We start from the raw sequence: 24,997 nt of genomic DNA on the forward strand, positions 1-24,997 counted from the left end.
GCAGACTGGAGCGATGCCGGCCGAGTTGCACTTCACCAAGGGTCAGGGCACCGGGAACGACTTCGTGCTGTTCTCCGATCCCGACGGCGAGATCGACCTCGCACCCGCCCAGATCGCCGCCATCTGCGATCGCCGCTTCGGCGTGGGAGCAGACGGGGTCATCCGCGCGGTGCGCTCGGCGAGCCTGCCCGCCGGGGCGGCCGCACTCGCCGAAGACCCGGCGGCCGAGTGGTTCATGGACTACCACAACGCCGACGGGTCGCTCTCCGAGATGTGCGGCAACGGCATCCGCGTCTATGCCCGCTACCTCATGGCCAACGGCCTGGCCGAGCTCGCCCCTGGCGAGACCCTCGTCATCGGTACCCGGGCCGGGGTGCGCGACGTGCAGCTGAACGCCCTGGGGTTCCAGGTCGACCTCGGCCGTTGGCAGCTCGATGGCGGCGAGCCCCTCGTGCGGGCGAAGAACCTGCAGGTGGCCCGCCCCGGGCTCGGCATCAACGTGGGCAACCCGCACGTGGTGGTGGCCCTCGCCGACGACGCCGAACTCGAACAGGCCGACCTCGGCTTCATCCCGCACCTCGAACCCGCTCCGGTCGATGGCGCGAACGTTGAGTTCGTGGTGCCGAGCGACCCGCTGGTGCGCGACGCCGTCGGCCACATCCGGATGCGGGTCCACGAGCGCGGCAGCGGTGAGACGCTCTCCTGCGGCACCGGTGCAGCCGCCGCCGCCCTCGCCACCCGGCACTGGGCCGGTCGCGGGGCACCGAACGCGTGGCGCGTCACCGTGCCCGGGGGAGTGGTGGGCGTACGGATGTTCCCCACCGAGGACGGCGAGCACGTGTCGCTGTCGGGGCCCGCAGAGCTCGTGTACGAGGGCGATCTGTCGATCGCCTGAGCCTCAGCCCCGCTTGTGCGCCCGCAGCACCCGGAAGGCCTTGCTGGTGGTGGCCCGCTGCACGGAGAGGTCGTCGAACTCGGCGTCCATCCACCGCTGCAGGGAGTCGGAGCCGAGGTTCTTCTGCACCACCATCCACGCGTCGGTGTCGGGCTCGAGTCGCGGCAGCCACTGCTGGAGCATCGAGTGCAGCTCGGCCTTGCCCACCCGGATGGGCGGATTCGACCACATGGTCATGAATGTCACGTCGTCGGGAACATCCTCCGGTCGACAGGCGTTGATATTATCGAGACCCATCATGTGACTATTCCGACGAACCAGATCCAGAGCACGCTCGTTCACGTCGACGGCCCAGACCGTCGCGCGAGGTGACTCCAGCGCCAGCGTGAGCGCGATCGGCCCCCAACCGCACCCGAGATCCAAGAGATTCCCGCCGGGTGGAGGAGTGGGCACGTTCGCCAGCAGCACCTGAGTGCCCACGTCGATGCGATCGGGGCTGAAGATGCCCGACGCCGTCACGAGACGGTGTTCCGCCCCGGCCAGGGTCACCGTCAGCTCGCGGAGCGAGAGCTCCCCCGCGGGCTGCGCAGAGAAGTAATGCTCGCCATCCATAGAGGGAATCTAGCAAACAAGGAGACTAGTCTTGACGCCAATGTCAGACCACCAGAACGCAGAGCCCACCACCGAGCCCACCTCCACGAGCGACGACGCCGTGGCCCGGGTGCTGGCGCGAGCCGAGCAGCGTTCGAGCGGCTACCGGTTGTTCGAACAGGGTGCCGCGCAGGCCATCCAGCGGTCCGAGACCACCGGTGAACGGTCGGATGCGGGCTACGACGGCGACCAGTTCGATCGTGAAGACCGGCAGTCGCTCCGGCGCGTGGCCGGGCTCTCCACCGAGCTCGAAGACGTCACCGAGGTCGAGTACCGGCAGTTGCGGCTCGAGAACGTCGTGATCATCGGCGTCTACTCGCAGGGAACGCTCGCCGACGCCGAGAACTCGTTGCACGAGCTCGCGGCGCTGGCCGAGACCGCGGGAGCCGTCGTGCTCGACGGCCTTCTGCAGCGACGGCCGCATCCCGACCCCAGCACCTACTTCGGCAAGGGCAAGGCCGAAGAACTGCGCGCCATCGTGCAGTCGCTCGGCGCCGACACGGTCATCGCCGACACCGAGCTCGCCCCGAGCCAGCGCCGCGCCCTGGAAGACGTGGTGAAGGTGAAGGTCATCGACCGCACCGCCGTCATCCTCGACATCTTCAGCCAGCACGCCAAGAGCCGGGAGGGCAAGGCCCAGGTCGAGCTCGCGCAGCTGGAATACCTGCTGCCGCGACTGCGCGGCTGGGGTGACTCCATGTCGCGTCAGGCCGGTGGCCAGGTGGGCGGCGCGGGTGCCGGAATGGGCTCGCGCGGGCCGGGTGAGACGAAGATCGAGCTCGATCGTCGCCGCATCCACACCCGCATGGCGAAGCTGCGCAAGCAGATCAAGGAGATGAAGCCGGCCCGCGACGCCAAGCGCGCCAACCGCAAGCGCAACGCGGTGCCGAGCGTCGCGATCGCGGGCTACACCAACGCGGGCAAGTCGTCGCTGCTGAACCGCATCACGAGTGCCGGCGTGCTGGTGGAGAACTCGCTGTTCGCCACGCTCGACGCCACCGTGCGCAAGAACGTCACGGCCGACGGCCGCCCCTACACCCTCGCCGACACGGTGGGCTTCGTTCGGGCGCTGCCGCATCAGCTGGTCGAGGCTTTCCGCTCGACGCTCGAAGAGGTCGCCGATTCGGATGTCGTGGTGCACGTGGTCGACGGTTCCCACCCCGACCCCGCGTCGCAGATCACCACGGTGCGCGATGTCATGGGCGAGGCGGGTGCGCGCGGCATCCCCGAGATCGTCGTGTTCAACAAGTCCGATCTCGTGGCCGACGACGACCGTCTGGTGCTGCGCGGCCTCGAGCCGAACGCGGTGTTCGTGTCGGCGCGAACCGGTGAGGGCATCCCCGAGCTGCTCGCGAAGATCGACGCCATCATCCCGCAGCCGAGCGTGCAGGTCGACCTGCTCGTGCCGTACGAAAGGGGCGACGTGGTCACCATGCTGCACGAGAAGAACACCGTGCTGAGCACGGAGTACGAAGAGGGCGGCACGCACGTGAAGGCCCTCGTGAACCCCGAGTTCGAAGAGCGCCTCACCGAGTTCTCGCGGTAACGCGCCCGCACCACAGACGTCGGAGCCCGTCCGGATGGCATAGCCACCGGGCGGGCTCCGACGTTCTGCCGTCACATACCGTCACGCACCCGGCGTGCACGACGTTCGCTGAATAGAGTCATCCCATCAGTGGCCGCACCGCGCGGCTCATGGTGCGACAGCCGAGCCCGGCACCCGCCCCGCGAATCGCCCATGCGCGCGATCGAACGGAGGGAGTGACGGTGACCGGGTTCTCATTCGAGCTGTTCCCACCGAGGTCGGAGGCGGCCTCTCTCGCCGTGCGCGACACCGTGCGCGAGCTCGCGGCCGTGGGCCCGGAGTTCATCTCGGTCACCTACGGGGCCAACGGCTCCAGCCGCGACTCCTCGCTCGAACTGCTGCGGCACATCCACCGCACGACACCCGTGCGGGCGCTGGCGCATCTCACCTGCGTCGGCTCGTCGCACGCGGAGGCGACCGTCGTAATCCGGGAGTTCATCGAGGCCGGCGTGACGAGCTTCCTCGCGTTGCGCGGCGACCCGCCGCTCGGCGTGCCCGAAGACGAGATCGTGCTCGGCGACCTCGGCAGTGCGAGCGAGCTGGTGCAGCTCATCCACCGGGTGCAGGCCGAACGGATGCCCTACACCGAGGCCGCGTTGCCGGGACTGCCGGGGGCCCGCCGCGTCGACGAAGGGCGGCAGAGGCTCCAGGTGTCGGTGGCCGCCTTCCCGAACGGGCATCCCCGCAACCGCGCCGGCTTCGACGACGTCGACGCCCTGCTGGCGAAGCAGGTCGCCGGGGCCGACTTCGCCATCACCCAGCTCTTCTTCGACGCCGACGACTACCTCGGCTTCGTGGCGCGTGCGCGCGACGCCGGCGTGACGATGCCCATCATCCCGGGCATCATGCCGGTCACCAGCGCGGCCCGCCTGCGCCGGGTGGCCGAGCTCTCGGGCGAGCGCATCCCCACCGATCTGCTCGACTCCCTCGACCGCGCCACGAACGACGCCGACCGGCTGCGGGTGGGAGTCGAGCACGCCTCGCGTCTCGCCCGGGCCGTGCTGGCCGGCGGTGCCCCGTCGCTTCACCTCTACACGTTCAACCGCCATGAGGCCGCCCTCGGCGTGCTCCGCGAGTGCGGCCTCGTCTCACCCTCGATCAAGGAATACGCATGACGAATCAGTCCTCCTTCCCCGCCGGAACGATCCTCGGCTACCCGCGCATCGGCCGACGCCGTCAACTCAAGAAGGCCGTCGAGGCGTTCTGGGCCGGCTCGATCAGCGCCGAAGAGCTCGAGCAGGCGGCCGCCGGGCTGCGCTCGGCCACCCGCGCCCGGCTGGTCGAGCTGGGGCTCGGCCAGAGCGACTCCTCCATTCCGGAGAGCTTCTCGTTCTACGACCAGGTGCTCGACGCCGCGGTGACCGTGGGGGCCGTGCCCACCCGCTTCGCCGACCTGGTGGGCGACGACGGCCGGCTCGACCTGGCGGGCTACTTCACCGTCGCGCGCGGCGAGGGGGCGAGGGCACCACTGGAGATGACCAAGTGGTTCGACACCAACTACCACTACCTCGTGCCCGAGATCGGCCCCGAGACCGACTTCTCGCTGGCGAGCGATCGGCTGCTGGAGGAGTTCCTCGAGGCCAAGGCCGAGGGCTACCTCACCCGCCCGGCCATCGTCGGCCCCGTCACGTTCCTGCTGCTCAGCAAGCCGAGTGACGACGCCCCCGAGGGCTTCCGGCCCATCGATCGCCTCGACGACCTGCTCCCCGTCTACGCCGAGCTGCTCGCGAAGCTGGCGGATGCCGGAGCCGAGTGGGTGCAGCTGGACGAGTCGGGTCTCGTCAGCGAGAGCATCGACATCGACCGTGCCGTCTCGCTCGAGGCCACGCGGCGGGCCTACGAGGTGCTGACCGCGGGGGAGCGGCCGGCCATCTTCGTCTCCGCGGCCTACAACAGCCTCGACGACGCCCTGCCGGTGCTCGTCGACTCGGGGGTCGAGGCGATCGGCCTCGACCTCGTGCGCGGTTCGCTGCCCACCCAGGTCGAACACCTCGGCGAGACCGTGCTGGTGGGCGGAGTCGTCGACGGCCACAACATCTGGCGAGGCGACCTGGCGGCGGCGTTCGACAAGCTCGAAGCGCTCGGCGCCCTCACCGTCAACGTGTCGGTGTCGTCGTCGACGTCGCTGTTCCACCTGCCGCACGACGTCGCCGACGAGTCCAAGCTCGACGAGCGCCTGAAGTCGTGGCTCGCCTTCGCCGATCAGAAGGTGCAGCAGATCGCCACGCTGGCACACGGGTTGAGCGGAGGGCGCGTGGCCATCCAGACCGAGCTCGACGCGGCATCCGAGGCCCTCGCCGACCGGCTCGCCGCCCCCGGGGTGCGCGACGGCGACGTGCGACTCCGTGAGGCCGCCCTCACCGGGGACGACTTCGAGCGCGAGGCATATGCCGAACGCCTCGAGGCGCAGGAGGCCGCCCTCGCGCTGCCGTTCCTGCCCACCACGACCATCGGCTCGTTCCCGCAGACCGGTGACATCCGTCGCGCCCGCGCCCGCTTCGTGAAGGGGGAGCTGAGCGCCGAGGACTACACCGAGCAGATGCGGGCCGAGATCCGCCGCGTGGTGGAGCTGCAGGAGGAGATCGGGCTCGACGTGCTCGTGCACGGTGAGCCGGAGCGGAACGACATGGTGCAGTACTTCGCCGAGAACCTCGACGGTTTCGCGGTGACCGAGAACGGCTGGGTGCAGTCGTACGGCAGCCGGTGTACGCGCCCGTCGATCCTCTGGGGCGACGTCTCGCGGCCGGCGCCGATCACGGTGGACTGGTCGGTGTACACGCAGTCGCTCACCGCGAAGCCGGTGAAGGGCATGCTCACGGGCCCGGTCACCATCCTCGCCTGGTCGTTCGTGCGCGACGACCAGCCGCTCGGCGAGACCGCCCGCCAGGTGGCCTTCGCGCTGCGCGACGAGATCGCCGACCTCGAAGCCGCGGGCATCGGCATCGTGCAGGTCGACGAGCCCGCCCTGCGCGAGCTGCTCCCGCTGAAGGCGCGTGACCAGGAGGCCTACCTCGACTGGTCGGTGGGGTCGTTCAAGCTCGCCACCGCCGGGGTGCGTCCGGCCACGCAGATCCACACCCACCTCTGCTACTCCGAGTTCGGGGTGGTGATCGACGCGATCCGCAAGCTCGACGCCGACGTCACGTCGATCGAGGCGGCGCGCTCGCGCATGGACGTCGTGCACGACATCGAGTCCAGCGGTTTCGACCACGGAGTGGGCCCGGGCGTCTACGACATCCACTCGCCGCGCGTGCCGAGTGTCGACGAGGTCACCGAACTGCTCGAGAAGGCGCTCGGCTCCATCCCGGAGCGGCAGGTGTGGGTGAACCCCGACTGCGGTCTCAAGACCCGCGGCTACGACGAGACCGTCGACTCGCTCAAGAATGTGATCGAGGCCACCCGTCGCGTTCGCGCGAAGGTCTCCGCCTAGCCCCGCCCCATGGCCTCGGCCTCCGTCGAGTTGCGCCAAAATGCCCCCATTCCGCGAGGGAGGGGGAAGGTTTGGGACGCAGGGGGAGAAGGACGGCGGCCCGGAGCACCGCCACCACTTTGCCGAGCACGGTGGCGTAGTCGCCGAGGATGGGTTCGAAGTTGCTGTTTCGGGGCAGCAGCCAGGTGTGTCCGTCGCGCTGGCGGAAGACCTTCACCGTGGCCTCCTCGTCGAGCATGGCGGCCACGATGTCGCCGTTCTCGGCAGTGTTCTGCTGCCGGATGACCACCCAGTCGCCGTCGCAGATGGCGGCGTCGATCATCGACTCGCCCACCACCTTGAGCATGAAGAGGTCGCCGTTGCCCACGAGCTGGCGGGGGAGCGGGAACACCTCGTCGACCTGCTGCTCCGCCGTGATCGGGATGCCCGCGGCGATGCGGCCCACCAGCGGCACGAGGGTGGCGTCTCCCACGGGCGGAGCAGAGTCGGCGTCGGGCGACGGTGCGTCGTCGAGCGCCGGCATGTCGATGAGCACCTCCATCGCGCGGGGCCGGTTCGGGTCGCGCCGCAGATAGCCGGAGAGCTCGAGCTGGTTGAGCTGATGGGTGACGCTGGAGAGCGACGCGAGGCCCACGGCGTCGCCGATCTCGCGCATGCTCGGCGGGTAGCCACGGGCGAGCACGGAGCGCTGGATGACGTCGAGGATGGCGAGCTGCTTGTCGCTGAGGCTCTTGCGCCGCCTGGTGCGGCCCGAGTCGTTCGCCACGTCTACCTGCGCTCTCTCACCGATGTCGGTGGTTGGTGATGTGATTCAGCTGTCGATCGAAACTGTATCCGAGAACTGCTCGAAAACGCATCTGTGTTCGAGTGTGTCGGGGTATTCCGTCGAGATCACGACTTGACGGCATCCACATTCGAATATAGATTCGGAACATAACTTCGCACCGGCGGTCCCGGCCGACCGTCGGTGCGAAATCCTCAGGAGGAATCATGAGCATCGCAACCGCGAACGTGAGCACCACCCCCACCACCCGCCTGCGCATCACGGCGCGCGGCCGAAAGGTCCTCGCGGCCCTCGTCGCAGCGCCCATCGTCGCCGCCCTCGGTGTCGCGGCCCTCGCCGCGGGTGGTTCGGCGGTCGCCACGAGCTCCTCGGTCACCACCGAGTTCGATTACCTGACGGTTCAGGCCGGCCAGTCGCTGTGGAGCATCGCGGAGTCGATCGCTCCCCAGTCCGACCCGCGCGACGTCATCGCCGAGATCCGCAGCCTCAACCAGCTGAGCACCTCCTCGGTGCAGCCGGGCCAGCGCATCGCGGTCCCCATCGACCTCGCTGAGTAGGGATCGCCCCGTCGGTAGAATTCGACGGTGACTTCTCTCGACGATCTGCCCATCCGCGATGATCTGCGGGGCCTGGAGCCCTACGGGGCACCGCACCTGCACCTGCCGGTCGAGCTGAACGTCAACGAGAATACCCATCCCATCCCTGAAGACGTGGCTCGCGACATCATCGAGTCCATCGCCCGCGAGCTCATCACGGTCAACCGCTACCCCGACCGCGAGTTCACGGCGCTGCGTGAATCGCTCGCCGCCTACCTCGTGGGCACCGAGCCCTCGGCGTCGCTCACCGCGGCGAACATCTGGGCCGCGAACGGGTCGAACGAGATCCTCCAGCAGATCCTGATGGCCTTCGGCGGCCCGGGCCGCTCCGTGCTGGGGTTCCCGCCCACGTACTCGATGCACTCGATCATCGCCGCCGGCACGGGCACCCGCTGGATCGCGGGGGAGCGCGACGACGCCTTCCTCATCTCGCCCGAGACCGCGGTGAGCTGGATCGAGCGCACCGATCCCGACATCGTGTTCTTCTGTGCCCCCAACAACCCCACCGGAACGCCGCTCGGCCTCGACACCATCGTGGCGGCGTACGACGCCTTCGACGGCATCGTGGTGGTCGACGAGGCCTACGCCGAGTTCGCGCCGGCCGGCGAGCCCACCGCGTTGTCGCTGCTCGAGGGCCGCCCCCGCCTCATCGTCTCCCGCACCATGAGCAAGGCATTCGCCTTCGCCGGCGCGCGCGTGGGCTACCTGGCGGCCGATCCGGCGGTGACGGATGCGCTGCGGCTCGTGCGCCTGCCGTACCACCTCTCCGCCCTCACCCAGGCGGCCGCGGTGGCCGCCCTGTCGCACGCCCCCGCGATGCTCGCCATGGTCGACGACATCAAGGCCCAGCGCGACCGCATGGTCGACGGGTTGACGGAGCTCGGCTACCAGCCCTGGCCCACCACGGCGAACTTCGTGCTCTTCGGGGGCGTCGACGACCCGGAGTGGCTCTGGCAGCAGCTGCTCGACCGGGGCATCATCATCCGCAACCTCAGCATCCCCGGCCACCTCCGGGTGAGCGCGGGCACCGCCGCCGAGACGACGGCGTTCCTCGACGCGATGCGAGAGCTCACCACGGCAAGGGCGTGACCGGCGGCCGGTAGGATCGAGGGCATGACCGCACCCCGCACCGCCCGCCTGCAGCGCGAGACGAGCGAGTCGTCGATCGAGCTCTCGCTCGACCTCGACGGCACCGGCGTCGCCGACATCCAGACGTCGGTGCCGTTCTACGACCACCTGCTCACGGCGTTCGCGAAGCACTCCCTCACCGACCTCACGGTGCGCGCGCGGGGCGACATCGAGATCGACGTGCACCACACGGTCGAAGACATCGGGATCGTGCTCGGTCAGGCCATCCGCCAGGCGCTGGGCGACAAGTCGGGCATCACACGATTCGGCGATGCGCTCGTGCCTCTCGACGAGGCGCTCGTTCAGGCCGTGGTCGACATCTCGGGCCGTCCTTTCCTCGTGCACACCGGCGAGCCGGCCGGCTTCGAGTTCCACCTCATCGGCGGGCACTTCACCGGCTCCATGGTGCGGCACGTCTTCGAGGCCATCGCCTTCAACGCGGGCCTCACCGTGCACGTCACGGTGCTCGGCGGCCGCGATCCGCACCACATCGCCGAGGCCGAGTTCAAAGCCTTCGCGCGCGCCTTCCGTCAGGCGAAGGCCCTCGACCCGCTCGTTTCCGGCATCCCCTCCACCAAGGGTGCACTGTGACCCGTCCGGGCGTGGTGGTGCTCGACTACGGCAGCGGCAACATCCACTCCGCGGCCAAGGCCCTCGAGCGCGCCGGCGCCGACGTCACCGTCACGGCCGATCGCACGGCCGCGATGGAGGCCGACGGTCTCCTCGTTCCCGGGGTCGGCGCCTTCCGCGCCGTGATGGATCAGCTCACCGCGGTTCGCGGGGGAGAGGTGATCGACCGACGGCTCGCCGGAGGCCGGCCGGTGCTCGGCATCTGCGTGGGCATGCAGGTGATGTTCGCCGACGGCATCGAGCGCGGGGTCGACACCGAGGGCCTCGGCGAGTGGCCGGGCGTGATCGAGCCCCTGAAGGCCCCGGTCGTGCCCCACATGGGGTGGAACACGGTCGACGCCCCCCAGGATTCGGTGCTCTTCGACGGCATCCGTGACGAGCGCTTCTACTTCGTGCACTCCTATGCGGCGCAGGACTGGCAGATCGATCCCGACGGCCGGCGCCGCCCCGCGCGGGTCACCTGGGCCGATCACGGCGGCCGGTTCATCGCGGCGGTCGAGAACGGGCCGTTGTCGGCCACCCAGTTCCACCCCGAGAAGTCCGGCGAAGCCGGCATCCGGTTGCTGCAGAACTGGATCGGCTCGCTGCGAGCCTGAGAACGACGGATGCGCGGGCCGGGTTTCGCCCTGCGCCCCGCGAGTCGCTACGATCGCGAGGGGCATCGGCCCCCTCCATCAGCAAGGACAGGTAATGAGCGAGTTCAACAAGGCACCGGCTCTGGTGCTCCTGCCCGCCGTCGACGTGGCCGGCGGCAAGGCCGTGCGGCTCACGCAGGGCGAGGCCGGCACGGAGACCTTCCACGGCGACCCGGTCGACGCGGCCGCCGACTGGATCTCGCAGGGCGCCGAGTGGATCCACCTCGTCGACCTCGACGCCGCCTTCGGGCGCGGCAGCAACCTCGGCGTGATCAAGAAGGTCATCCGCCAGGCCAAGGGCGTGAACGTCGAGGTGTCGGGCGGCATCCGTGACGACGCGAGCCTCGAGACGGCCCTGGAGTCCGGCGCCAAGCGCATCAACCTCGGCACGGCCGCGCTGGAGAACCCCGAGTGGGCCGCCAGCGTGATCGCGCAGTACGGCGACGCGGTGGCGGTGGGCCTCGACGTGCGCGGCACCACGCTCGCGGCCCGCGGCTGGACGCAGGACGGCGGCGACCTCTGGCACGTGATGGAGCGCCTCGAAGAGGCGGGCTGCGCGCGCTACGTGGTCACCGACGTCACGAAAGACGGCACGCTCAAGGGCCCCAACGTCGAACTGCTGCGCCAGGTGATGGAGCGCACCTCCCGCCCGGTGATCGCCTCGGGCGGCATCTCGAGCCTCGACGATCTGATCGAGCTGCGCGAGCTCGTGCCGCTCGGCCTCGAGGGCGCCATCGTGGGCCGCGCGCTCTACTCGGGCGCGTTCACGCTGGCCGAGGCGCTGGACGTGGCTTCTGACTGATCGCGGCCCCGTCGACGACGGCGGCCGTGCGCTGCCGTCGCACCTCGCCGACTCCGCGGGCCAGCCCTGGGAGGGGCGTCACTTCGAGCCGCACGGCCACGAAGACGACGACGGAGCCGCGCCCCCGGCACTGCTGGCCGCCCTCGAGGCGTTCCATGCCGCGGCGGCGGGCGCTGAAGACGGCGGCGGGCCGGCCGATCCCGTCCCGGTGGTCGAGGCGCTCCGCGGCGCGCGCCTCCTCGTGCCGCTCGTGGCCCATGCCGGCGACGAAGGGGTCACTGACGCCGGGCTCCGCGTCGACAAGACGCAGGAGCTCTCCCTGGTCACGGTCGGCGGCCCCGACGGCCGCACCGTGCTGCCGGCCTTCACCTCGGTGGCGGCGCTGTCGGCCTGGAATCCGCGGGCCCGCCCCATCCCCGTCGAGGCCAGGCGCATCGCGCTGGCGGCCGCAGCGGAGGGCACCGAGCTGATCGTGCTCGACCCGGGTTCCCCCACGGAGTTCGTGCTGCGCCGCCCCGCGGTCTGGGCGGTCGCCCGGGACACCACCTGGCTGCCGGCCGTCACCGACCCCGACGTGGTCGCGGCCTTCGAGCACACCGTCGAGGCAGAACCAGCGGTGGCGGCCGTGCGCCTCGTGGCGGGCGACCCCGGCTATCGGATGCGCGGCCACGACGTCGTGGTGCTGCTCGCCCTGCTCCCCGGGCTCGATCAGGCGGCCCTCTCCGCGCTCACCGGCCGGCTTCAGGAACGCTGGGCCGAGCATCCCGTGATCGCGGAGCGCGTGGACTCGCTCGGAGTGCGGGTGACCGCCGTCGGGTGACCGCCGGTGCCAGCGCCGGTGGCGGCCGCCGCCGTCAGTTGACGGGGCCGGTGTACTTCTCGCCCGGACCCTCGCCGATGGCGTCGGGCACGGCCGAGGCTTCGCGGAACGCGAGCTGCAGCGAGCGGAGCCCGTCGCGCAGGCTCCGGGCGTGCTGGTCGCCGAGGAACGGGGCCGAGGCGGTGACGAGCCCGGCGAGGGCGGTGATGAGCTTGCGGGCCTCGTCGAGGTCGAGCTCCACGTCGGGGTCGTCGGCCAGGCCGCACTTCACCGCGGCCGCGCTCATCAGGTGCACGGCGGTGGTGGTGATCACCTCGACGGCGGGCACCTCCGCGATGTCGCGGATGGCATCCGAGTTGTCGTCGAGGTGGTGGGAGTCGCTCATGCCGAGGGGTCCTTACTGGTGAGGGTGGGGCCGCGGATGGCCGGGCTGTCGCAGCAGAGCAGACTCTGCTAGAGTGTCCGAGGCTCTGAGGTCATCGGCCTCAGTACGAAAGTGGAGAATCTCCCACCCGCGCATACCGCTTCATCAGGTTACCGGGTCAGCACACCCCTTCCGCTCCGGCGGGAAGACAGGGTGTGACGTGCCGTGATGCGAATGAGAATTCGCCCGCGCGCGTGGTTCCTCAGCTTTCGTCCACACACGAAACTAAGGAGTAACGCATCAGCGATCCCCGTACCAACGACCGTATCCGAGTCCCCGAGGTGCGCCTCGTGGGCCCCGGTGGCGAGCAGGTCGGCGTCGTCAGCATCGACGTCGCGCTCCGGCTTGCCCAGGAGGCAGACCTCGACCTCGTCGAGGTGGCACCCAACTCCAAGCCCCCGGTCGCGAAGATCATGGACTACGGAAAGTTCAAGTACGAAGCCGCGCAGAAGGCGAAGGAAGCCCGCCGCAACCAGGCGAACACCATCCTCAAGGAGGTGCGCTTCCGTCTGAAGATCGACGTGCACGACTACGAGACCAAGCGCAAGCGCGCCGAGGGCTTCCTGAAGGCCGGCGACAAGGTGAAGGCGATGATCCTCTTCCGCGGTCGCGAGCAGTCGCGCCCCGATCAGGGCGTGCGTCTGCTGCAGCGCTTCGCGGAAGACGTGGCCGAGTTCGGCACCGTCGAGTCGACCCCCACCATCGATGGCCGCAACATGGTCATGGTGATCGGCCCGCTGAAGAACAAGTCCGAGGCCAAGGCCGAGCAGAACGCCAAGCGCGACGCATCCCGGGCCCGCAACCACGACGACGCCCCCACCGACGAGACCTCGTCGGCCGAGGCCCCCGAAACCACTCCCGCCGCACCTGCGGCCGAGTAGCCAGACCGAACACACAAGGAGAACCATGCCCAAGCAGAAGACCCATTCCGGGGCGAAGAAGCGTTTCAAGGTCACCGGCAGCGGCAAGATCATGAAGCAGCAGGCCGGGATGCGCCACAACCTGGAGGTCAAGGCCCCGGGGCGCAAGGCTCGCCTGAACAAAGACCAGGTGCTGTCCAAGGCCGACACCAAGGTCGCCAAGAAGCTTCTCGGCCTGTAGCCCCCGCTACCGCCGAACGAGACCAGAAGGAAGAGAACAATGGCAAGAGTGAAGAGGGCCGTCAACGCCCACAAGAAGCGTCGGGTCATCCTCGAGCGCGCCGAGGGCTACCGCGGTCAGCGGTCGCGCCTGTACCGCAAGGCCAAGGAGCAGGTCACCCACTCCCTGGTCTACTCCTACCGTGACCGCCGTGCGCGCAAGGGTGACTTCCGTCGCCTCTGGATCCAGCGCATCAACGCTGCGTCGCGTGCCAACGGCCTCACCTACAACCGCCTCATCCAGGGCCTGGCCCTGGCCGGCATCGAGGTCGACCGTCGCATCCTGGCCGAGCTCGCCGTGAACGAGCCCGCCACGTTCGCCGCGATCGTGCAGAGCGCCAAGGCTGCTCTTCCCGCCGACACCTCGGCTCCGAAGACCGCCGCCTAGGCCTCACCGCCCCGGCAGCACCCACAACAGAAAAGAGTCCCGCCGCATGCTCGACAATCCGCGATCTCCGCGCGTTCGGGCCGTGGCGAAACTCGCCAAGAAGGGAGCCCGGTCTGAGACCGGGCTCTTCCTCTTGGAGGGTCCGCAGTCGGTGGGCGAGGCGCTCACCTTCGAGCCGGGCCTCATCGCCGACCTCTTCGCCACGCCCACGGCCCTCGAGCGGTACCCCGACCTCGCCCGCCGCGCCTCCGATGCGGGCATCGAGGTCGAGTTCGTCACCGAGCAGGTGCTCGACGCCATGGCCGACACGGTCACCCCGCAGGGGTTCGTGGCGGTCTGCCGCCAGTTCCCCACCGCCGTGAAAGACATCTTCGCGGCAGGTCCCCGTCTCATCGCCGTGCTCGAAGAGGTGCGTGATCCCGGCAACGCCGGCACCATCATCCGGGCGGCGGATGCGGCGGGAGCCGACGCGGTCATCCTCACCGGGCGCTCGGTCGACCTCTACAACCCCAAGGTGGTGCGCTCCACCACCGGGTCGCTCTTCCACCTCCCGGTGGCCGTGGAGGCCACCCTCGACGACGTACTGAGCCGGGCCCGTGAGGCGGGCCTGCAGGCCCTCGCGGCCGACATCAAGGGCGACGACCTGCTCGACGTTCGAACGGCCGGCCTGCTCGCCAAGCCCACCGCGTGGATCTTCGGGAACGAGGCTCGGGGCCTCACCGACGAGACCCTCACGGCAGTCGACCGGGCCGTGTCGCTGCCCATCTACGGGCAGGCCGAGTCGCTGAATCTGGCGACCGCCGCATCCGTCTGTCTCTACGAGAGCGCGTTCGCCCTGCGCTCCTGAGCGTGTTTCGCTTCGGTTACAAAACCTCACTCTTCATTGCACCCCCCTGAACGGGTGTGGTTGGGTGATCCGCATGAGCTCCGCCGATACCCCTGTTCGAGTGTCACCGGAGTCCGGACCTCTCGTCGTCATCGACCACGTCGACAAGCACTTCGGCGAGCTGCACGTTCTGAAAGACATCTCCACCACCGTCGCGCGCGGCGAGGTCGTGGTGGTGATCGGGCCCTCCGGCTCCGGCAAGTCCACGTTCTGCCGGGCGATCAACCGCCTCGAGACCATCGACTCCGGCACCATTACGATCGACGGAACCGTGCTGCCGAGCGAGGGCCGGGAGCTGGCCACGCTCCGCGCCGACGTGGGCATGGTGTTCCAGTCGTTCAACCTCTTCGCCCACAAGACCGTGCTGGAGAACGTGACGCTGGCGCCGATGAAGGTGCGCGGTCTCTCCGGGAAAGACGCCGAGGCGCGCGCCATGCAGCTGCTCGAGCGCGTGGGTGTGGCGAACCAGGCCAAGAAGATGCCCGCCCAGCTCTCCGGCGGCCAGCAGCAGCGCGTGGCCATCGCCCGGTCGCTGGCCATGGAGCCCAAGCTCATCCTGCTCGACGAGCCCACCAGCGCGCTCGATCCCGAGATGATCAACGAGGTGCTCGACGTGATGGTCGGCCTCGCGAAAGAGGGCATGACGATGATCGTCGTGACCCACGAGATGGGCTTCGCCCGCAAGGCGGCCGACCGGGTGCTCTTCATGGCCGACGGTCGCATCGAAGAAGAGGCCGCACCCGAGGAGTTCTTCGGCAACCCGCAGTCCCCGCGGGCCAAGGACTTCCTCTCCAAGATCCTCGCCCACTAGGGCACCATTCCTCGCCCACCAGGCGGGCACCATCCCCGCGCACCTGCCGCGGGGCACACAGCACACGAGAGGTACGACCAATGAAGCACACGAAGCTATCGTTCTTCGCACTCGCCGCAGCGACCGCACTGGTCCTCGCCGGTTGCGCGGGGTCAGACGACTCCGCCGGTTCCGATGACAGCCCGGAGCCGGCCCCCACGTTCGCCGCCGGCTCCACCATGGAGAAGCTGTCGAGCGCCGATTCGATCACCATCGGCACCAAGTTCGACCAGCCGCTGTTCGGCCTCGTCGGCCCCGACGGCACGCCGGAGGGCTTCGACGTCGAGATCGGCAAGATCATCGCCGGCAAGCTCGGCATCGACGACGACAAGATCAAGTGGGTCGAGACGGTCTCGGCGAACCGCGAGCCGTTCATCCAGAACGGCCAGGTCGACATCGTGGTGGCGACCTACACCATCAACGACAAGCGCAAAGAGGTCATCTCGTTCGCGGGGCCGTACTACCAGGCCGGTCAGAGCATCCTGACCCTCGCCGACAACGACGACATCAAGGGTGAAGACGACCTGGTCGGCGCGAAGGTCTGCTCGGTCACCGGCTCGACCCCGGCGGCCAACCTCGAGGCCCTCGGTGCCGACGTGGTGCTCACCGACACCTACACGAACTGCCTCGAGCCGCTGCGCACGGGCCAGGTGGTCGCGGTGTCGACGGACAACGTCATCCTCGCGGGGCTCGCGGCCCAGAACGAGGGCGAGTTCAAGGTGGTCGGCGAACCGTTCACCGAGGAGCCCTACGGCATCGGCCTCGCGAAGGACGACACCGAGTTCCGCACCTTCATCAACGACGTGCTCGAGGAGTCCTACGCCGACGGCTCCTACGAGGAGGCCTGGAACGAGACGGCCGGCGAGATCCTGCCGTTCGTCGCGCCGCCCGCGGTCGACCGCTACTGATCCGGATGCGGGGAGCCGCCACCGCGGCTCCCCGACTCCCGGGTCCCACGCCCTGCCCCAGAACCCCGACCCCGTCCCCGACAGAGAGGAGTGCCCATGAACGTCGTCATCGACAACCTGCCGGCCTACCTCGAGGGCTTCGGCCAGACGCTCTCGCTGCTCGTCATCTCGGGGCTCGCCGCCCTCGTGGTGGGCACCGTGGTCGCGGCCATGCGCATCTCGCCCATCCCGTCGCTGAGCGGGGTCGCCGCCGTGTACACCGAGCTGCTGCGCAACACGCCGCTCACGCTCGTGCTGTTCTTCTGCGCGATCATCCTGCCCTACCTCGGTTCCGAGCTGCCGTACTTCTGGTGCGCCATCATCGGGCTCACCGCCTACACCTCGCCGTTCGTCGCCGAGGCCCTGCGCTCGGGCATCAACGGCGTGCCGGTGGGCCAGGCGGAGGCGGCTCGCAGCCTCGGTCTCGGCTTCGGCCAGACCGTCGGGGTCATCATCTTCCCCCAGGCCTTCCGCATGGTCATCCCACCGCTGATCAACGTGCTGATCGCCCTCACCAAGAACACCTCGGTGGCGGGCGCCTTCTTCGTGGCGGAGCTCTTCGGTGTCGGCCGCACCCTCGCCAACGCGAACGGCAACGCCGTGGTGGCCGTGCTGCTGGCCGTCGCCACCTTCTACCTCGTCATCACCATCCCGCTCGGCATCCTGGCCGGGCGGCTCGAGAAGAGATTCGCGGTGCAGCGATGAGCGCTTCCGTCTTGTTCGACGCGCCGGGGCCCCGCGCCCGGCGCCGGTCCCGGATCGCCTCCGTGGTGGTGGTGCTCATCGTCGCGGCCGGCCTGGCCTGGATCGTGTTCACCCTCGCCCAGCCCAGGGAGTCCGGTGGAATCACCCTTCCTGGCTTCTTCGACTGGAGCCGGTGGGAGAAGCTCGTCACCGACCCCGAATTCTGGGGCGCCCTCGGCCGGGGTGTCCTCGGCACCCTCCAGGCGGCGGCCGTCGCCGCGGTCGGGGCGATCGCGATCGGGGTGCTGTTCGCGCTGCTGCGAACCTCTCCGCTCGCCGTCGTGCGCATCCCGACCACGATCGTGCTCGAGTTCTTCCGCGGCATGCCGGTGCTCCTGATGATGCTCTTCATCCTGCTGGTGGCCTCGACCGGAGCGTTCTGGGCCGTCGTGATCGCGCTCGCCGTCTACAACGGCGCCCTGATCGGCGAGGCGCTGCGGGCCGGGATCGTCTCGCTGCCGAGAGGCCAGCGCGAGGCGGGGCTGAGCCTCGGCCTCACCCGGTTGCAGACCAAGCTGCAGATCGAGTTCCCGCAGGCCTTCCGGCAGATGCTGCCGATCATCGTGGCTCAGCTCGTGGTGCTGCTGAAAGACACCAGCCTCGGGTACATCGTGGGTTACAACGAGCTCATCCGCACCACCATGAACAACCTCTCGAGCTTCTACGGCAACCGGTTCCTGTTCACCCTGTTCCTGATCACCCTCGTGATCTACCTCGCCATCAACCTCACGCTCTCGTGGGTGGCACGTCGCCTCGCACGGCGTCGGGGCGGCAAGGCAGCGGTCGTGCTGCTCACCGGCGCGGAGCAGGGTGGCGCCGCGATGCCCGGCCCGCTGGCCGCCACCGGAGGCAACCCCGAGAACGCGGCGACGGAGTAGCGCCCGGCCGCGTAAACTTGTGACTCGTGTCTGAACCCATCGCCATCACCGAGCAGGCGGTGAGCGACGCGGTCGATGCGGCGCTCGCGGCCCTCGAGTCCGCCACCGATTCCGCCGCCCTCCGCGCCGTGCGCGCTCAGCACGCCGGGGAGGCCTCCACCCTCTCGGCGCTGAACGCCCAGATCAAGTCGCTCCCCGGTGACCAGAAGGCCGCGGCCGGCAAGCTCGTCGGGCAGGCCAGGGCCCGCGTGAACCAGGCGATCGCCGCGCGCGAGACCGAGGTCGTCGCCCTCGAGGAGGAACGTCGGCTGGCCACCGAGACGGTGGACGTCACGGCTTTGCCCGCGCGCCGGCGCATCGGCGCGCGGCATCCGCTCTCTCTTCTGCAGGATCGCATCGCCGACATCTTCGTGGGCATGGGCTGGGAGGTCGCGGAAGGCCCCGAGGTCGAGAGCGAGTGGTTCAACTTCGACGCCCTGAACTTCGACGCCGACCACCCGGCCCGCGCGATGCAGGACACCTTCTTCATCGACCCGCCCGAGTCGCACCTGGTGCTGCGCACCCACACCTCCCCGGTGCAGGTGCGCTCGCTGCTGGAGCGCGAGCTGCCCGTGTACGTCATCGCCCCCGGGCGCGTGTACCGCACCGACGAGCTCGACGCCACGCACACCCCGGTGTTCAGCCAGGTCGAGGGCATCGCCATCGACAAGGGGCTCACCATGGCGCACCTGCGCGGCACCCTCGAGCACTTCGCACGGCAGATGTTCGGCGAGGGCGCGAAGATCCGCCTGCGCCCCAACTACTTCCCGTTCACCGAGCCCAGCGCGGAGATGGACGTCTGGCAGCCCAATGCCAAGGGCGGCGCGCGCTGGGTGGAGTGGGGCGGCTGCGGCATGGTGAACCCGAACGTGCTGCGGTCGGCGGGCATCGACCCCGACGAGTACTCGGGCTTCGCGTTCGGCATGGGTATCGAGCGCACCCTGCAGTTCCGCAACGATCTCAACGACATGCGCGACATGGTGGAGGGCGACATCCGCTTCTCCCAGCAGTTCGGAATGGTGGTCTAGTCATGCGGGTACCTCTTTCCTGGCTGGCCGAGTACGTCGACCTGCCCGCCGGCACGTCGATCGCCGACGTCCACGCCGCCCTCGTGAAGGTCGGGCTCGAAGAGGAGGGGTCGCACGACTTCGACCTCCAGGGCCCGATCGTGGTGGGCGAGGTGCTCTCGTTCGAGCCCGAGCCGCAGTCCAACGGCAAGACCATCCGGTGGTGCCAGGTGCGAGTGGCGCCCGAGGGCCAGGCAGCGGCCGACGGGGGTGCGGATGTGCGCGGCATCGTCTGCGGCGCCGGCAACTTCTTCGCCGGCGACAAGGTGGTCGTCACGCTGCCCGGCGCGGTGCTGCCCGGGGGCTTCGCCATCGCCGCCCGCAAGACCTACGGTCACGTCTCCGACGGCATGATCGCCTCGGCCCGCGAACTCGGCCTGGGCGAGGATCACGACGGCATCCTCCGGCTCTCGACCCTCGGGCTCGACCCCGAGGTGGGTACCGACGCACTGGCTCTGCTGAGCCTCGACGACTCGGCGGTCGAGGTGAACGTCACCCCCGACCGCGGCTACGCCTTCTCCGTGCGCGGCATCGCCCGGGAGTACTCCCACTCGACGGGTGCGGCCTTCCGCGACCCGGTCGACCGCGTCACCGCGGCGGCCACGAGCGGGTTCCCGGTCGCCATCCACGACGAGGCGCCCATCCGCGGCCGCGTGGGCGCCACCGTGTTCGTCACTCGCGTGGTGCGCGGCGTCGACCCGACCCGGCCGAGCCCCGCCTGGCTGGTGTCGCGGCTGAAGCTCGCCGGCATCCGCTCGATCTCACTCGTGGTCGACATCACCAACTACGTCATGCTCGAGTTCGGCCAGCCCATCCACGGCTACGACCTGGATGCGCTGCAGGGCGGTCTCGTGGTGCGCCGGGCGGCCGCGGGCGAGTCCCTCGAGACCCTCGACGGGCAGACCCGCGCGCTGCACCCCGAAGACCTCGTGATCGCCGACGACCGTGGCGCCATCGGCCTGGCCGGGGTGATGGGCGGCGCGTCGACCGAGATCGGCGACGGCACCACGAACGTGCTGATCGAGGCGGCCAACTTCGACCCGGTGTCGATCGCCCGCACGGCCCGCCGGCACAAGCTTCCGAGCGAGGCCTCCCGGCGGTTCGAGCGCGGTGTCGACCCCTCGGTGGCCCAGCCCGCCGCCGCCCGCGTGGTGGAGCTGCTGGAGACCCTCGCCGGTGGCACGGCCGACGGCCTGGGATCGGTGCACGAGGAGCACCCCGCGCCCGGAGCCATCCTGCTTCCGTTCGGCTACGTGCAGCGGCTGGTGGGCGTCGACTTCACCAGCGACGAGACCGCGCGCTCGCTGGCCGAGATCGGGGCCTCGGTCGAGGAGACCTCAGCCGGTTTCGTGGTGACCCCGCCCACCTGGCGGCCCGACATCACCGACAAGGCCTCACTCGCCGAGGAGGTCGCCCGCATCGTCGGGTACGACCGCATCCCGTCGATCCTGCCGGTCGCGCCTCCCGGCCGCGGGCTCACCGTGTCGCAGCTCACGCGCCGGCGCACCGCCGACGTGCTCGCGGCCGGAGGCCTCACCGAGGTGCTCGCCTACCCCTTCATCGGCGAGACCATGAACCGCGCGTTCGGCAGCCCGCTCGACGAGCCGGTCGCGGCCGTGCGGGTGGCCAACCCGCTCGACTCCGAGGCGGCGCTGCTGCGCACCTCGCTCGTGCCCGGCCTTCTCGACATCGCCCGCCGCAACCTCTCGCGCGGTCTCACCGACCTCGCCCTGTTCGAGATCGGCCTCGTGTTCGTGCCCGAGTCCGGCCGCGAGTACGGCCAGGCCGAGTTGCCGGCCGGAGCGCGCCTTCCCGACACCGGTGAACTCGCCACGCTCGAGGCCGGCATCCCGCCGCAGCCCCGGCACGTGGGCGTGCTGGTGCTCGGCAACGCCGTCGACAAGCAGCCGGGGCAGCCGCCCGTGCCCGCCGGCATCGCCGACGTGCTCGACGTGGTGCGCCTGCTCGAGTCGGCGCTCGCGGTCGACCTGCGGGTGGCCGCCGGCACCCACAAATCGATGCACCCGGGCCGCACGGCCGAGCTGTTCGTCAGCGACGGCGGCGGCGAGCGGAGCGTGGGCTTCGCGGGCGAACTGCTGCCCGCGCTCACCCACGAGCTCGACCTGCCGCGTGTGGTGGCGGTGGCCGAGCTCGACCTCGACGCGCTGATGGCGGTCGCCGGATCGACCATCGAGGTGTCGGCCATCTCGGGGTACCCGGCCGCCACCCAGGACCTGTCGCTCGTCGTCGACGCGGCGGTTCCGGCCGACGACGTGCGTCGTGCGGTGGCCGAGGGCGCGGGCGATCTGCTGGAGAGCATCCGGCTGGTCGACGACTACCGCGGCTCGGGACTGCCCGAGGCCGCGAAGTCGCTCACGTTCGCCCTGCGCTTCCGGGCTCCCGATCGCACCCTCACCGCGGGGGAGGCGAGCGAGGCTAAGCTCGCCGGTGCCGCCGTGGCCGGGGAGCGCTTCGGCGCGACCGTGCGGGAGTGAGGGGCTCCGGCGAGCGGCTAGGTTGGATTCATGGTCTATACAGTTGCGATCGCGGGTGCCTCGGGATACGCCGGTGGTGAGCTGCTCCGGCTGCTCGCCGCGCATCCCGAGTTCCAGGTGCGCACGGTCACCGCGAACAAGAACGCCGGCCAGCGCCTGATCGACGTGCAGCCCCACCTCCGCTCCTATGCCGACCTGGTGCTGCAGCCGACCGAGGCCGGCGTGCTCGCAGGCCACGACATCGTCTTCCTCGCCCTGCCGCACGGCCACTCGGGCGCCATCGCGGCCGAACTCGGTGACGGCAGCCTCGTGGTCGACTGCGGTGCCGATCACCGGCTCACCGACGAGAACGCCTGGCTGGAGTTCTACAAGTCCGACTACCACGGCTCCTGGCCCTACGGGCTGCCCGAGCTGGTGCGGGCCGACGGTGGCAAGCAGCGGGCCTTGCTCGTGGGGGCGAAGCGCATCTCGGTGCCCGGCTGCAACGTCACGGCCGTGAGCCTCGCACTCGCTCCGGGCCTGCGCGCAGGGGTCATCCAGCCGGCCGACCTCGGAGCGGTCCTCGCCGTCGGCCCCTCGGGTGCCGGCAAGACCCTGCGCACCGATCTGCTGGCGAGCGAGCTGCTCGGCTCGGCCCACGCCTACGGGGTGGGCGGGGTGCACCGTCATGTGCCCGAGATCGTGCAGAACCTCGAGATCGCGTCGGGCCAGCAGGTCTCCGTCTCGTTCACGCCGATGCTGGTGCCCATGTCGCGCGGCATCATCGCCACCTCCACGGCCCGGCTGCAGCCGGGAGTGAGCCCGAACGACGTGCGTTCGGCCTGGGAGCTGGCCTACAACGACGAGCCGTTCGTGCACCTGCTGCCGGAGGGCTCCTTCCCCCGGGTGTCCGACGTGATCGGCTCCAACTCCGCCCTGATCGGGCTGGCGGTGGATGAGGCGGCCGAGCGCGTGGTCACCGTCACCGTGCTCGACAACCTGGTCAAGGGCACCGCCGGTGCCGCGATCCAGTCCACCAACATCGCCCTGGGCCTGCCCGAGAACATCGGCCTGCCCGTGAACGGAGTCGCGCCGTGAGCGTCACCCGCCCCGCCGGCTTCACCGCCTCAGGCGTCGCCGCCGGCCTCAAGTCCACCGGGGCACGCGACCTGGCGCTCGTCGTGAACCAGGGTCCGCTGCTGAACGCGGCCACGGTGTTCACGTCGAACCGCGCCAAGGCCAACCCGGTCATCTGGTCGGAGCAGGTCATCCGTGACGGCCGGGTGGCCGCCGTGGTGCTCAACTCGGGCGGGGCCAACTGCTTCACGGGGGCGTTCGGGTTCCAGACCACGCACGCCACCGCCGAGGCGGTCGCCGAAGCGCTCCAGGTGTCGGCGGGCGACGTGCTCGTCTGCTCGACCGGCCTCATCGGCGTGGGTGACCAGACGTTCCGCGACGCGATCGTCGACAACGTGCCCGTCGCGGCAGGAGAACTGTCTGACGAGGGCGGCCACGACGCCGCTCTCGCCATCATGACCACCGATTCGAGGGCGAAGGAGGCCGTGGCCGTCTCGCCGGCGGGCTGGTCGCTCGGCGGCATGGCCAAGGGCGCCGGGATGCTCGCGCCGGGCCTCGCCACGATGCTCGTCGTCATCACCACGGATGCGGCGCTCGACCCGGCTCCGCTGGACCGCGCGCTCCGGGCCGCAACCCGGGTCACCTTCGACCGCCTCGACTCCGACGGCTGCATGTCCACCAACGACACCGTCGCGCTGTTGGCCTCCGGAGCCTCCGGTGTCGAGGCCGACGAGGTCGAGTTCACCGCCCTGCTCACCGAGCTCTGCCGAGACCTCGCCCTTCAGCTGCAGGCCGACGCCGAGGGCGCCAGCCATGACATCGCCATCGAGGTGGTGAACGCCGCCAGCGAGGACGACGCGGTCGTGGTGGGCCGCGCCGTCTCGCGCAGCAACCTGCTGAAGGCCGCGATCTTCGGCAACGACCCCAACTGGGGCCGGGTGCTCGCAGCTCTCGGCACCACCGACGCCGTCTTCGACCCCTACGCCATCGACGTGTCGATGAACGGCGTGATGGTGTGCCGCCGCGGCGAGCCGGGCGAGCCCCGGGAGCTCGTCGACCTCACCCCGCGGGCGACCACCATCCTCATCGACCTCAAGTCGGGCGACGCCACGGCCACCATCTTCACCAACGACCTCACGCACGACTACGTGCACGAGAACAGCGCGTACGCCAGCTGATGGCCGAGTACATCGCACCCTCCGCCGCCGACGCCGAGCTGGCCCACGTCAAGGCGAACACGCTGATCGAGTCGCTGCCCTGGCTCAAGCGCTACAACGGTGAGATCATCGTGGTGAAGTTCGGCGGCAACGCCATGGTCGATCCCGACCTGCAGCGCACCTTCGCCGAGGACATGGTCTACCTCCGGTACGCCGGCATCCGGCCGGTGGTGGTGCACGGCGGAGGCCCGCAGATCTCCCGCATGCTCGAACGGCTCGGCATCCGGAGCGAGTTCCGGGGTGGCTACCGGGTCACCAGCCCTGAGGCGATGGACGTGGTGCGCATGGTGCTCACCGGCCAGATCAGCCGCGACATCGTCAGCCACATCAACGAGCACGGTCCGCTCGCGGCGGCACTCTCGGGTGAGGATGCAGGCCTCTTCGAGGGCCGTAAGCGCGGCGTCGAGATCGACGGCGAGATGGTCGACCTCGGGCTCGTGGGCGACGTCATCGGGGTCAACCCCGAGGCTGTGCTCACCCAGCTCGACGCCGGACGCATCCCGGTGGTGTCGTCGATCGCGCCCGACGTCGACGAGCCCGGTCAGGTGCTGAACGTGAACGCCGATGCCGCCGCCTCCGCGCTCGCGGTGGCCCTGGGGGCCGCGAAGCTCGTCATCCTCACCGACGTCGCGGGCCTCTACAGCGACTGGCCCAACCGCGACTCCCTCGTCTCGGCGATCGTTAGCGCCGAACTGCGCGCCCTGCTGCCCGCTCTCGAGTCGGGCATGATCCCGAAGATGTCGGCCTGCCTCGAAGCCGTCGACGGGGGAGTGCCGAAAGCCGCCATCATCGACGGCCGCGCGCCCCACTCCATCCTGCTCGAGGTGTTCACCCGAAGCGGCATCGGCACCCAGGTGGTGTCGTCGCTCGACGACGAGCCGGCTCCCGCGGTCCTCTGACGCCGCGAACTC

At 69.9% G+C, this 24,997-nt stretch carries 25 protein-coding genes and 1 pseudogene; 23 read left to right on the plus strand and 3 right to left on the minus strand.

All coding sequences use genetic code 11. From position 1 onward, the window contains the following. The first annotated feature begins 13 nt into the window (after window positions 1–13). A complete protein-coding gene (gene dapF / locus ACEXOR_RS05500; RefSeq protein ID WP_374848398.1) occupies window positions 14–895 on the plus strand; it encodes a diaminopimelate epimerase in 882 nt (293 codons plus the stop codon). A 3-nt stretch (window positions 896–898) separates the two neighbouring features. Here the strand turns inward: dapF and ACEXOR_RS05505 are convergent, their stop codons facing one another. After that, a complete protein-coding gene (locus tag ACEXOR_RS05505) occupies window positions 899–1,507 on the minus strand; it encodes a class I SAM-dependent methyltransferase (RefSeq protein WP_374848399.1) in 609 nt (202 codons plus the stop codon). Window positions 1,508–1,547: 40 nt separating this feature from the next. Here ACEXOR_RS05505 and hflX point away from each other — a divergent pair, with 40 nt between their 5' ends. From hflX to metE, 3 genes are all read left to right on the plus strand, one after another. Beyond that, entirely contained in the window at window positions 1,548–3,092 is a 1,545-nt protein-coding gene (gene hflX / locus ACEXOR_RS05510) for a GTPase HflX (protein ID WP_374848400.1), read from the plus strand. A gap of 221 nt (window positions 3,093–3,313) precedes the next feature. Then, window positions 3,314–4,246: a methylenetetrahydrofolate reductase gene (locus ACEXOR_RS05515; protein ID WP_374848401.1), complete on the plus strand. Its 933-nt coding sequence runs from the start codon at window positions 3,314–3,316 to the stop codon at window positions 4,244–4,246. Beyond that, window positions 4,243–6,561, plus strand: coding sequence for a 5-methyltetrahydropteroyltriglutamate--homocysteine S-methyltransferase (metE, locus tag ACEXOR_RS05520; RefSeq protein WP_374848402.1), 2,319 nt, complete (start codon window positions 4,243–4,245; stop codon window positions 6,559–6,561). Before ACEXOR_RS05515 ends, metE begins: the two co-directional genes overlap by 4 nt. Window positions 6,562–6,658: 97 nt before the next feature. Here the strand turns inward: metE and lexA are convergent. Further along, a pseudogene (gene lexA, locus ACEXOR_RS05525) lies at window positions 6,659–7,327 on the minus strand (transcriptional repressor LexA); the annotation flags it as partial. A gap of 224 nt (window positions 7,328–7,551) precedes the next feature. Between lexA and ACEXOR_RS05530 the strand changes: the two are divergent. The 6 genes from ACEXOR_RS05530 (at window position 7,552) to ACEXOR_RS05555 (ending at window position 11,956) form a co-directional block, all read left to right on the plus strand. After that, the gene (locus tag ACEXOR_RS05530) at window positions 7,552–7,902 is read left to right on the plus strand and encodes a LysM peptidoglycan-binding domain-containing protein (RefSeq protein ID WP_374848403.1); all 351 of its coding nucleotides are present in this window, start codon (window positions 7,552–7,554) and stop codon (window positions 7,900–7,902) included. A gap of 27 nt (window positions 7,903–7,929) precedes the next feature. Then, a complete protein-coding gene (locus tag ACEXOR_RS05535; RefSeq protein ID WP_374848404.1) occupies window positions 7,930–9,030 on the plus strand; it encodes a histidinol-phosphate transaminase in 1,101 nt (366 codons plus the stop codon). A 24-nt stretch (window positions 9,031–9,054) separates the two neighbouring features. Further along, window positions 9,055–9,660: an imidazoleglycerol-phosphate dehydratase HisB gene (gene hisB, locus ACEXOR_RS05540; RefSeq protein ID WP_374848405.1), complete on the plus strand. Its 606-nt coding sequence runs from the start codon at window positions 9,055–9,057 to the stop codon at window positions 9,658–9,660. Beyond that, window positions 9,657–10,295 carry an imidazole glycerol phosphate synthase subunit HisH gene (hisH, locus tag ACEXOR_RS05545; protein WP_374848406.1) on the plus strand — a complete coding sequence of 213 codons (639 nt, stop codon included), beginning with the start codon at window positions 9,657–9,659 and terminating at the stop codon, window positions 10,293–10,295. The genes hisB and hisH overlap by 4 nt, the downstream gene beginning before the upstream one ends. Before the next feature lie 94 nt (window positions 10,296–10,389). Next, a complete protein-coding gene (priA, locus tag ACEXOR_RS05550; RefSeq protein ID WP_374848407.1) occupies window positions 10,390–11,136 on the plus strand; it encodes a bifunctional 1-(5-phosphoribosyl)-5-((5-phosphoribosylamino)methylideneamino)imidazole-4-carboxamide isomerase/phosphoribosylanthranilate isomerase PriA in 747 nt (248 codons plus the stop codon). A 133-nt stretch (window positions 11,137–11,269) separates the two neighbouring features. Then, on the plus strand, window positions 11,270–11,956 hold the full coding sequence (locus ACEXOR_RS05555) for an SseB family protein (RefSeq protein ID WP_374848441.1): 687 nt from the start codon (window positions 11,270–11,272) through the stop codon (window positions 11,954–11,956). Between the two features lie 34 nt (window positions 11,957–11,990). Here ACEXOR_RS05555 and ACEXOR_RS05560 read toward each other — a convergent pair whose 3' ends face one another. Further along, the gene (locus ACEXOR_RS05560) at window positions 11,991–12,341 is read right to left on the minus strand and encodes a DUF1844 domain-containing protein (protein ID WP_374848409.1); all 351 of its coding nucleotides are present in this window, start codon (window positions 12,339–12,341) and stop codon (window positions 11,991–11,993) included. 329 nt (window positions 12,342–12,670) lie between these two features. Between ACEXOR_RS05560 and infC the strand changes: the two genes are divergently transcribed. From infC to argB, 13 genes are all read left to right on the plus strand, one after another. After that, window positions 12,671–13,261: a translation initiation factor IF-3 gene (gene infC / locus ACEXOR_RS05565; protein ID WP_374848410.1), complete on the plus strand. Its 591-nt coding sequence runs from the start codon at window positions 12,671–12,673 to the stop codon at window positions 13,259–13,261. Window positions 13,262–13,286: 25 nt separating this feature from the next. After that, window positions 13,287–13,481 carry a 50S ribosomal protein L35 gene (gene rpmI, locus ACEXOR_RS05570; protein ID WP_173183874.1) on the plus strand — a complete coding sequence of 65 codons (195 nt, stop codon included), beginning with the start codon at window positions 13,287–13,289 and terminating at the stop codon, window positions 13,479–13,481. Between the two features lie 39 nt (window positions 13,482–13,520). Continuing rightward, window positions 13,521–13,907, plus strand: coding sequence for a 50S ribosomal protein L20 (gene rplT, locus ACEXOR_RS05575; RefSeq protein ID WP_374848411.1), 387 nt, complete (start codon window positions 13,521–13,523; stop codon window positions 13,905–13,907). Between the two features lie 46 nt (window positions 13,908–13,953). After that, window positions 13,954–14,754, plus strand: a complete 801-nt coding sequence (locus ACEXOR_RS05580; protein ID WP_374848412.1) for a TrmH family RNA methyltransferase — start codon at window positions 13,954–13,956, stop codon at window positions 14,752–14,754. A 73-nt stretch (window positions 14,755–14,827) separates the two neighbouring features. Then, a complete protein-coding gene (locus ACEXOR_RS05585) occupies window positions 14,828–15,604 on the plus strand; it encodes an amino acid ABC transporter ATP-binding protein (protein WP_374848413.1) in 777 nt (258 codons plus the stop codon). 80 nt (window positions 15,605–15,684) lie between these two features. Continuing rightward, on the plus strand, window positions 15,685–16,551 hold the full coding sequence (locus ACEXOR_RS05590; RefSeq protein ID WP_374848414.1) for a glutamate ABC transporter substrate-binding protein: 867 nt from the start codon (window positions 15,685–15,687) through the stop codon (window positions 16,549–16,551). Between the two features lie 96 nt (window positions 16,552–16,647). Further along, the gene (locus ACEXOR_RS05595; RefSeq protein WP_374848415.1) at window positions 16,648–17,295 is read left to right on the plus strand and encodes an amino acid ABC transporter permease; all 648 of its coding nucleotides are present in this window, start codon (window positions 16,648–16,650) and stop codon (window positions 17,293–17,295) included. After that, window positions 17,292–18,212, plus strand: a complete 921-nt coding sequence (locus ACEXOR_RS05600) for an amino acid ABC transporter permease (RefSeq protein ID WP_374848416.1) — start codon at window positions 17,292–17,294, stop codon at window positions 18,210–18,212. The genes ACEXOR_RS05595 and ACEXOR_RS05600 overlap by 4 nt, the downstream gene beginning before the upstream one ends. A gap of 26 nt (window positions 18,213–18,238) precedes the next feature. Next, on the plus strand, window positions 18,239–19,279 hold the full coding sequence (gene pheS / locus ACEXOR_RS05605; protein WP_374848418.1) for a phenylalanine--tRNA ligase subunit alpha: 1,041 nt from the start codon (window positions 18,239–18,241) through the stop codon (window positions 19,277–19,279). 2 nt (window positions 19,280–19,281) lie between these two features. Continuing rightward, window positions 19,282–21,813, plus strand: coding sequence for a phenylalanine--tRNA ligase subunit beta (gene pheT / locus ACEXOR_RS05610; RefSeq protein ID WP_374848419.1), 2,532 nt, complete (start codon window positions 19,282–19,284; stop codon window positions 21,811–21,813). Window positions 21,814–21,843: 30 nt separating this feature from the next. Continuing rightward, window positions 21,844–22,890, plus strand: coding sequence for an N-acetyl-gamma-glutamyl-phosphate reductase (gene argC / locus ACEXOR_RS05615; RefSeq protein ID WP_374848420.1), 1,047 nt, complete (start codon window positions 21,844–21,846; stop codon window positions 22,888–22,890). Next, complete coding sequence (argJ, locus tag ACEXOR_RS05620; protein WP_374848421.1) at window positions 22,887–24,047, plus strand: bifunctional glutamate N-acetyltransferase/amino-acid acetyltransferase ArgJ; 1,161 nt, start codon at window positions 22,887–22,889, stop codon at window positions 24,045–24,047. Before argC ends, argJ begins: the two co-directional genes overlap by 4 nt. Beyond that, window positions 24,047–24,985: an acetylglutamate kinase gene (gene argB, locus ACEXOR_RS05625; protein WP_374848422.1), complete on the plus strand. Its 939-nt coding sequence runs from the start codon at window positions 24,047–24,049 to the stop codon at window positions 24,983–24,985. Before argJ ends, argB begins: the two co-directional genes overlap by 1 nt. Window positions 24,986–24,997 lie beyond the last annotated feature (12 nt).

The organism is Herbiconiux liangxiaofengii, from assembly GCF_041927335.1.
In the GTDB taxonomy this organism is placed as follows: domain Bacteria; phylum Actinomycetota; class Actinomycetes; order Actinomycetales; family Microbacteriaceae; genus Herbiconiux; species Herbiconiux liangxiaofengii.

Excerpts from the sequence above, each read along its gene's own strand:
- dapF (WP_374848398.1), top strand. The coding sequence starts at position 14 with ATGCCGGCCGAGTTGCACTTCACCAAGGGTCAGGGCACCGGGAACGAC.
- ACEXOR_RS05505 (WP_374848399.1), bottom strand. The coding sequence starts at position 1,507 with ATGGATGGCGAGCATTACTTCTCTGCGCAGCCCGCGGGGGAGCTCTCG.
- hflX (WP_374848400.1), top strand. The coding sequence starts at position 1,548 with ATGTCAGACCACCAGAACGCAGAGCCCACCACCGAGCCCACCTCCACG.
- metE (WP_374848402.1), top strand. The coding sequence starts at position 4,243 with ATGACGAATCAGTCCTCCTTCCCCGCCGGAACGATCCTCGGCTACCCG.
- ACEXOR_RS05530 (WP_374848403.1), top strand. The coding sequence starts at position 7,552 with ATGAGCATCGCAACCGCGAACGTGAGCACCACCCCCACCACCCGCCTG.
- hisB (WP_374848405.1), top strand. The coding sequence starts at position 9,055 with ATGACCGCACCCCGCACCGCCCGCCTGCAGCGCGAGACGAGCGAGTCG.
- priA (WP_374848407.1), top strand. The coding sequence starts at position 10,390 with ATGAGCGAGTTCAACAAGGCACCGGCTCTGGTGCTCCTGCCCGCCGTC.
- ACEXOR_RS05560 (WP_374848409.1), bottom strand. The coding sequence starts at position 12,341 with ATGAGCGACTCCCACCACCTCGACGACAACTCGGATGCCATCCGCGAC.
- rpmI (WP_173183874.1), top strand. The coding sequence starts at position 13,287 with ATGCCCAAGCAGAAGACCCATTCCGGGGCGAAGAAGCGTTTCAAGGTC.
- rplT (WP_374848411.1), top strand. The coding sequence starts at position 13,521 with ATGGCAAGAGTGAAGAGGGCCGTCAACGCCCACAAGAAGCGTCGGGTC.
- ACEXOR_RS05580 (WP_374848412.1), top strand. The coding sequence starts at position 13,954 with ATGCTCGACAATCCGCGATCTCCGCGCGTTCGGGCCGTGGCGAAACTC.
- ACEXOR_RS05585 (WP_374848413.1), top strand. The coding sequence starts at position 14,828 with ATGAGCTCCGCCGATACCCCTGTTCGAGTGTCACCGGAGTCCGGACCT.
- ACEXOR_RS05590 (WP_374848414.1), top strand. The coding sequence starts at position 15,685 with ATGAAGCACACGAAGCTATCGTTCTTCGCACTCGCCGCAGCGACCGCA.
- ACEXOR_RS05595 (WP_374848415.1), top strand. The coding sequence starts at position 16,648 with ATGAACGTCGTCATCGACAACCTGCCGGCCTACCTCGAGGGCTTCGGC.
- ACEXOR_RS05600 (WP_374848416.1), top strand. The coding sequence starts at position 17,292 with ATGAGCGCTTCCGTCTTGTTCGACGCGCCGGGGCCCCGCGCCCGGCGC.
- pheT (WP_374848419.1), top strand. The coding sequence starts at position 19,282 with ATGCGGGTACCTCTTTCCTGGCTGGCCGAGTACGTCGACCTGCCCGCC.
- argC (WP_374848420.1), top strand. The coding sequence starts at position 21,844 with ATGGTCTATACAGTTGCGATCGCGGGTGCCTCGGGATACGCCGGTGGT.
- argB (WP_374848422.1), top strand. The coding sequence starts at position 24,047 with ATGGCCGAGTACATCGCACCCTCCGCCGCCGACGCCGAGCTGGCCCAC.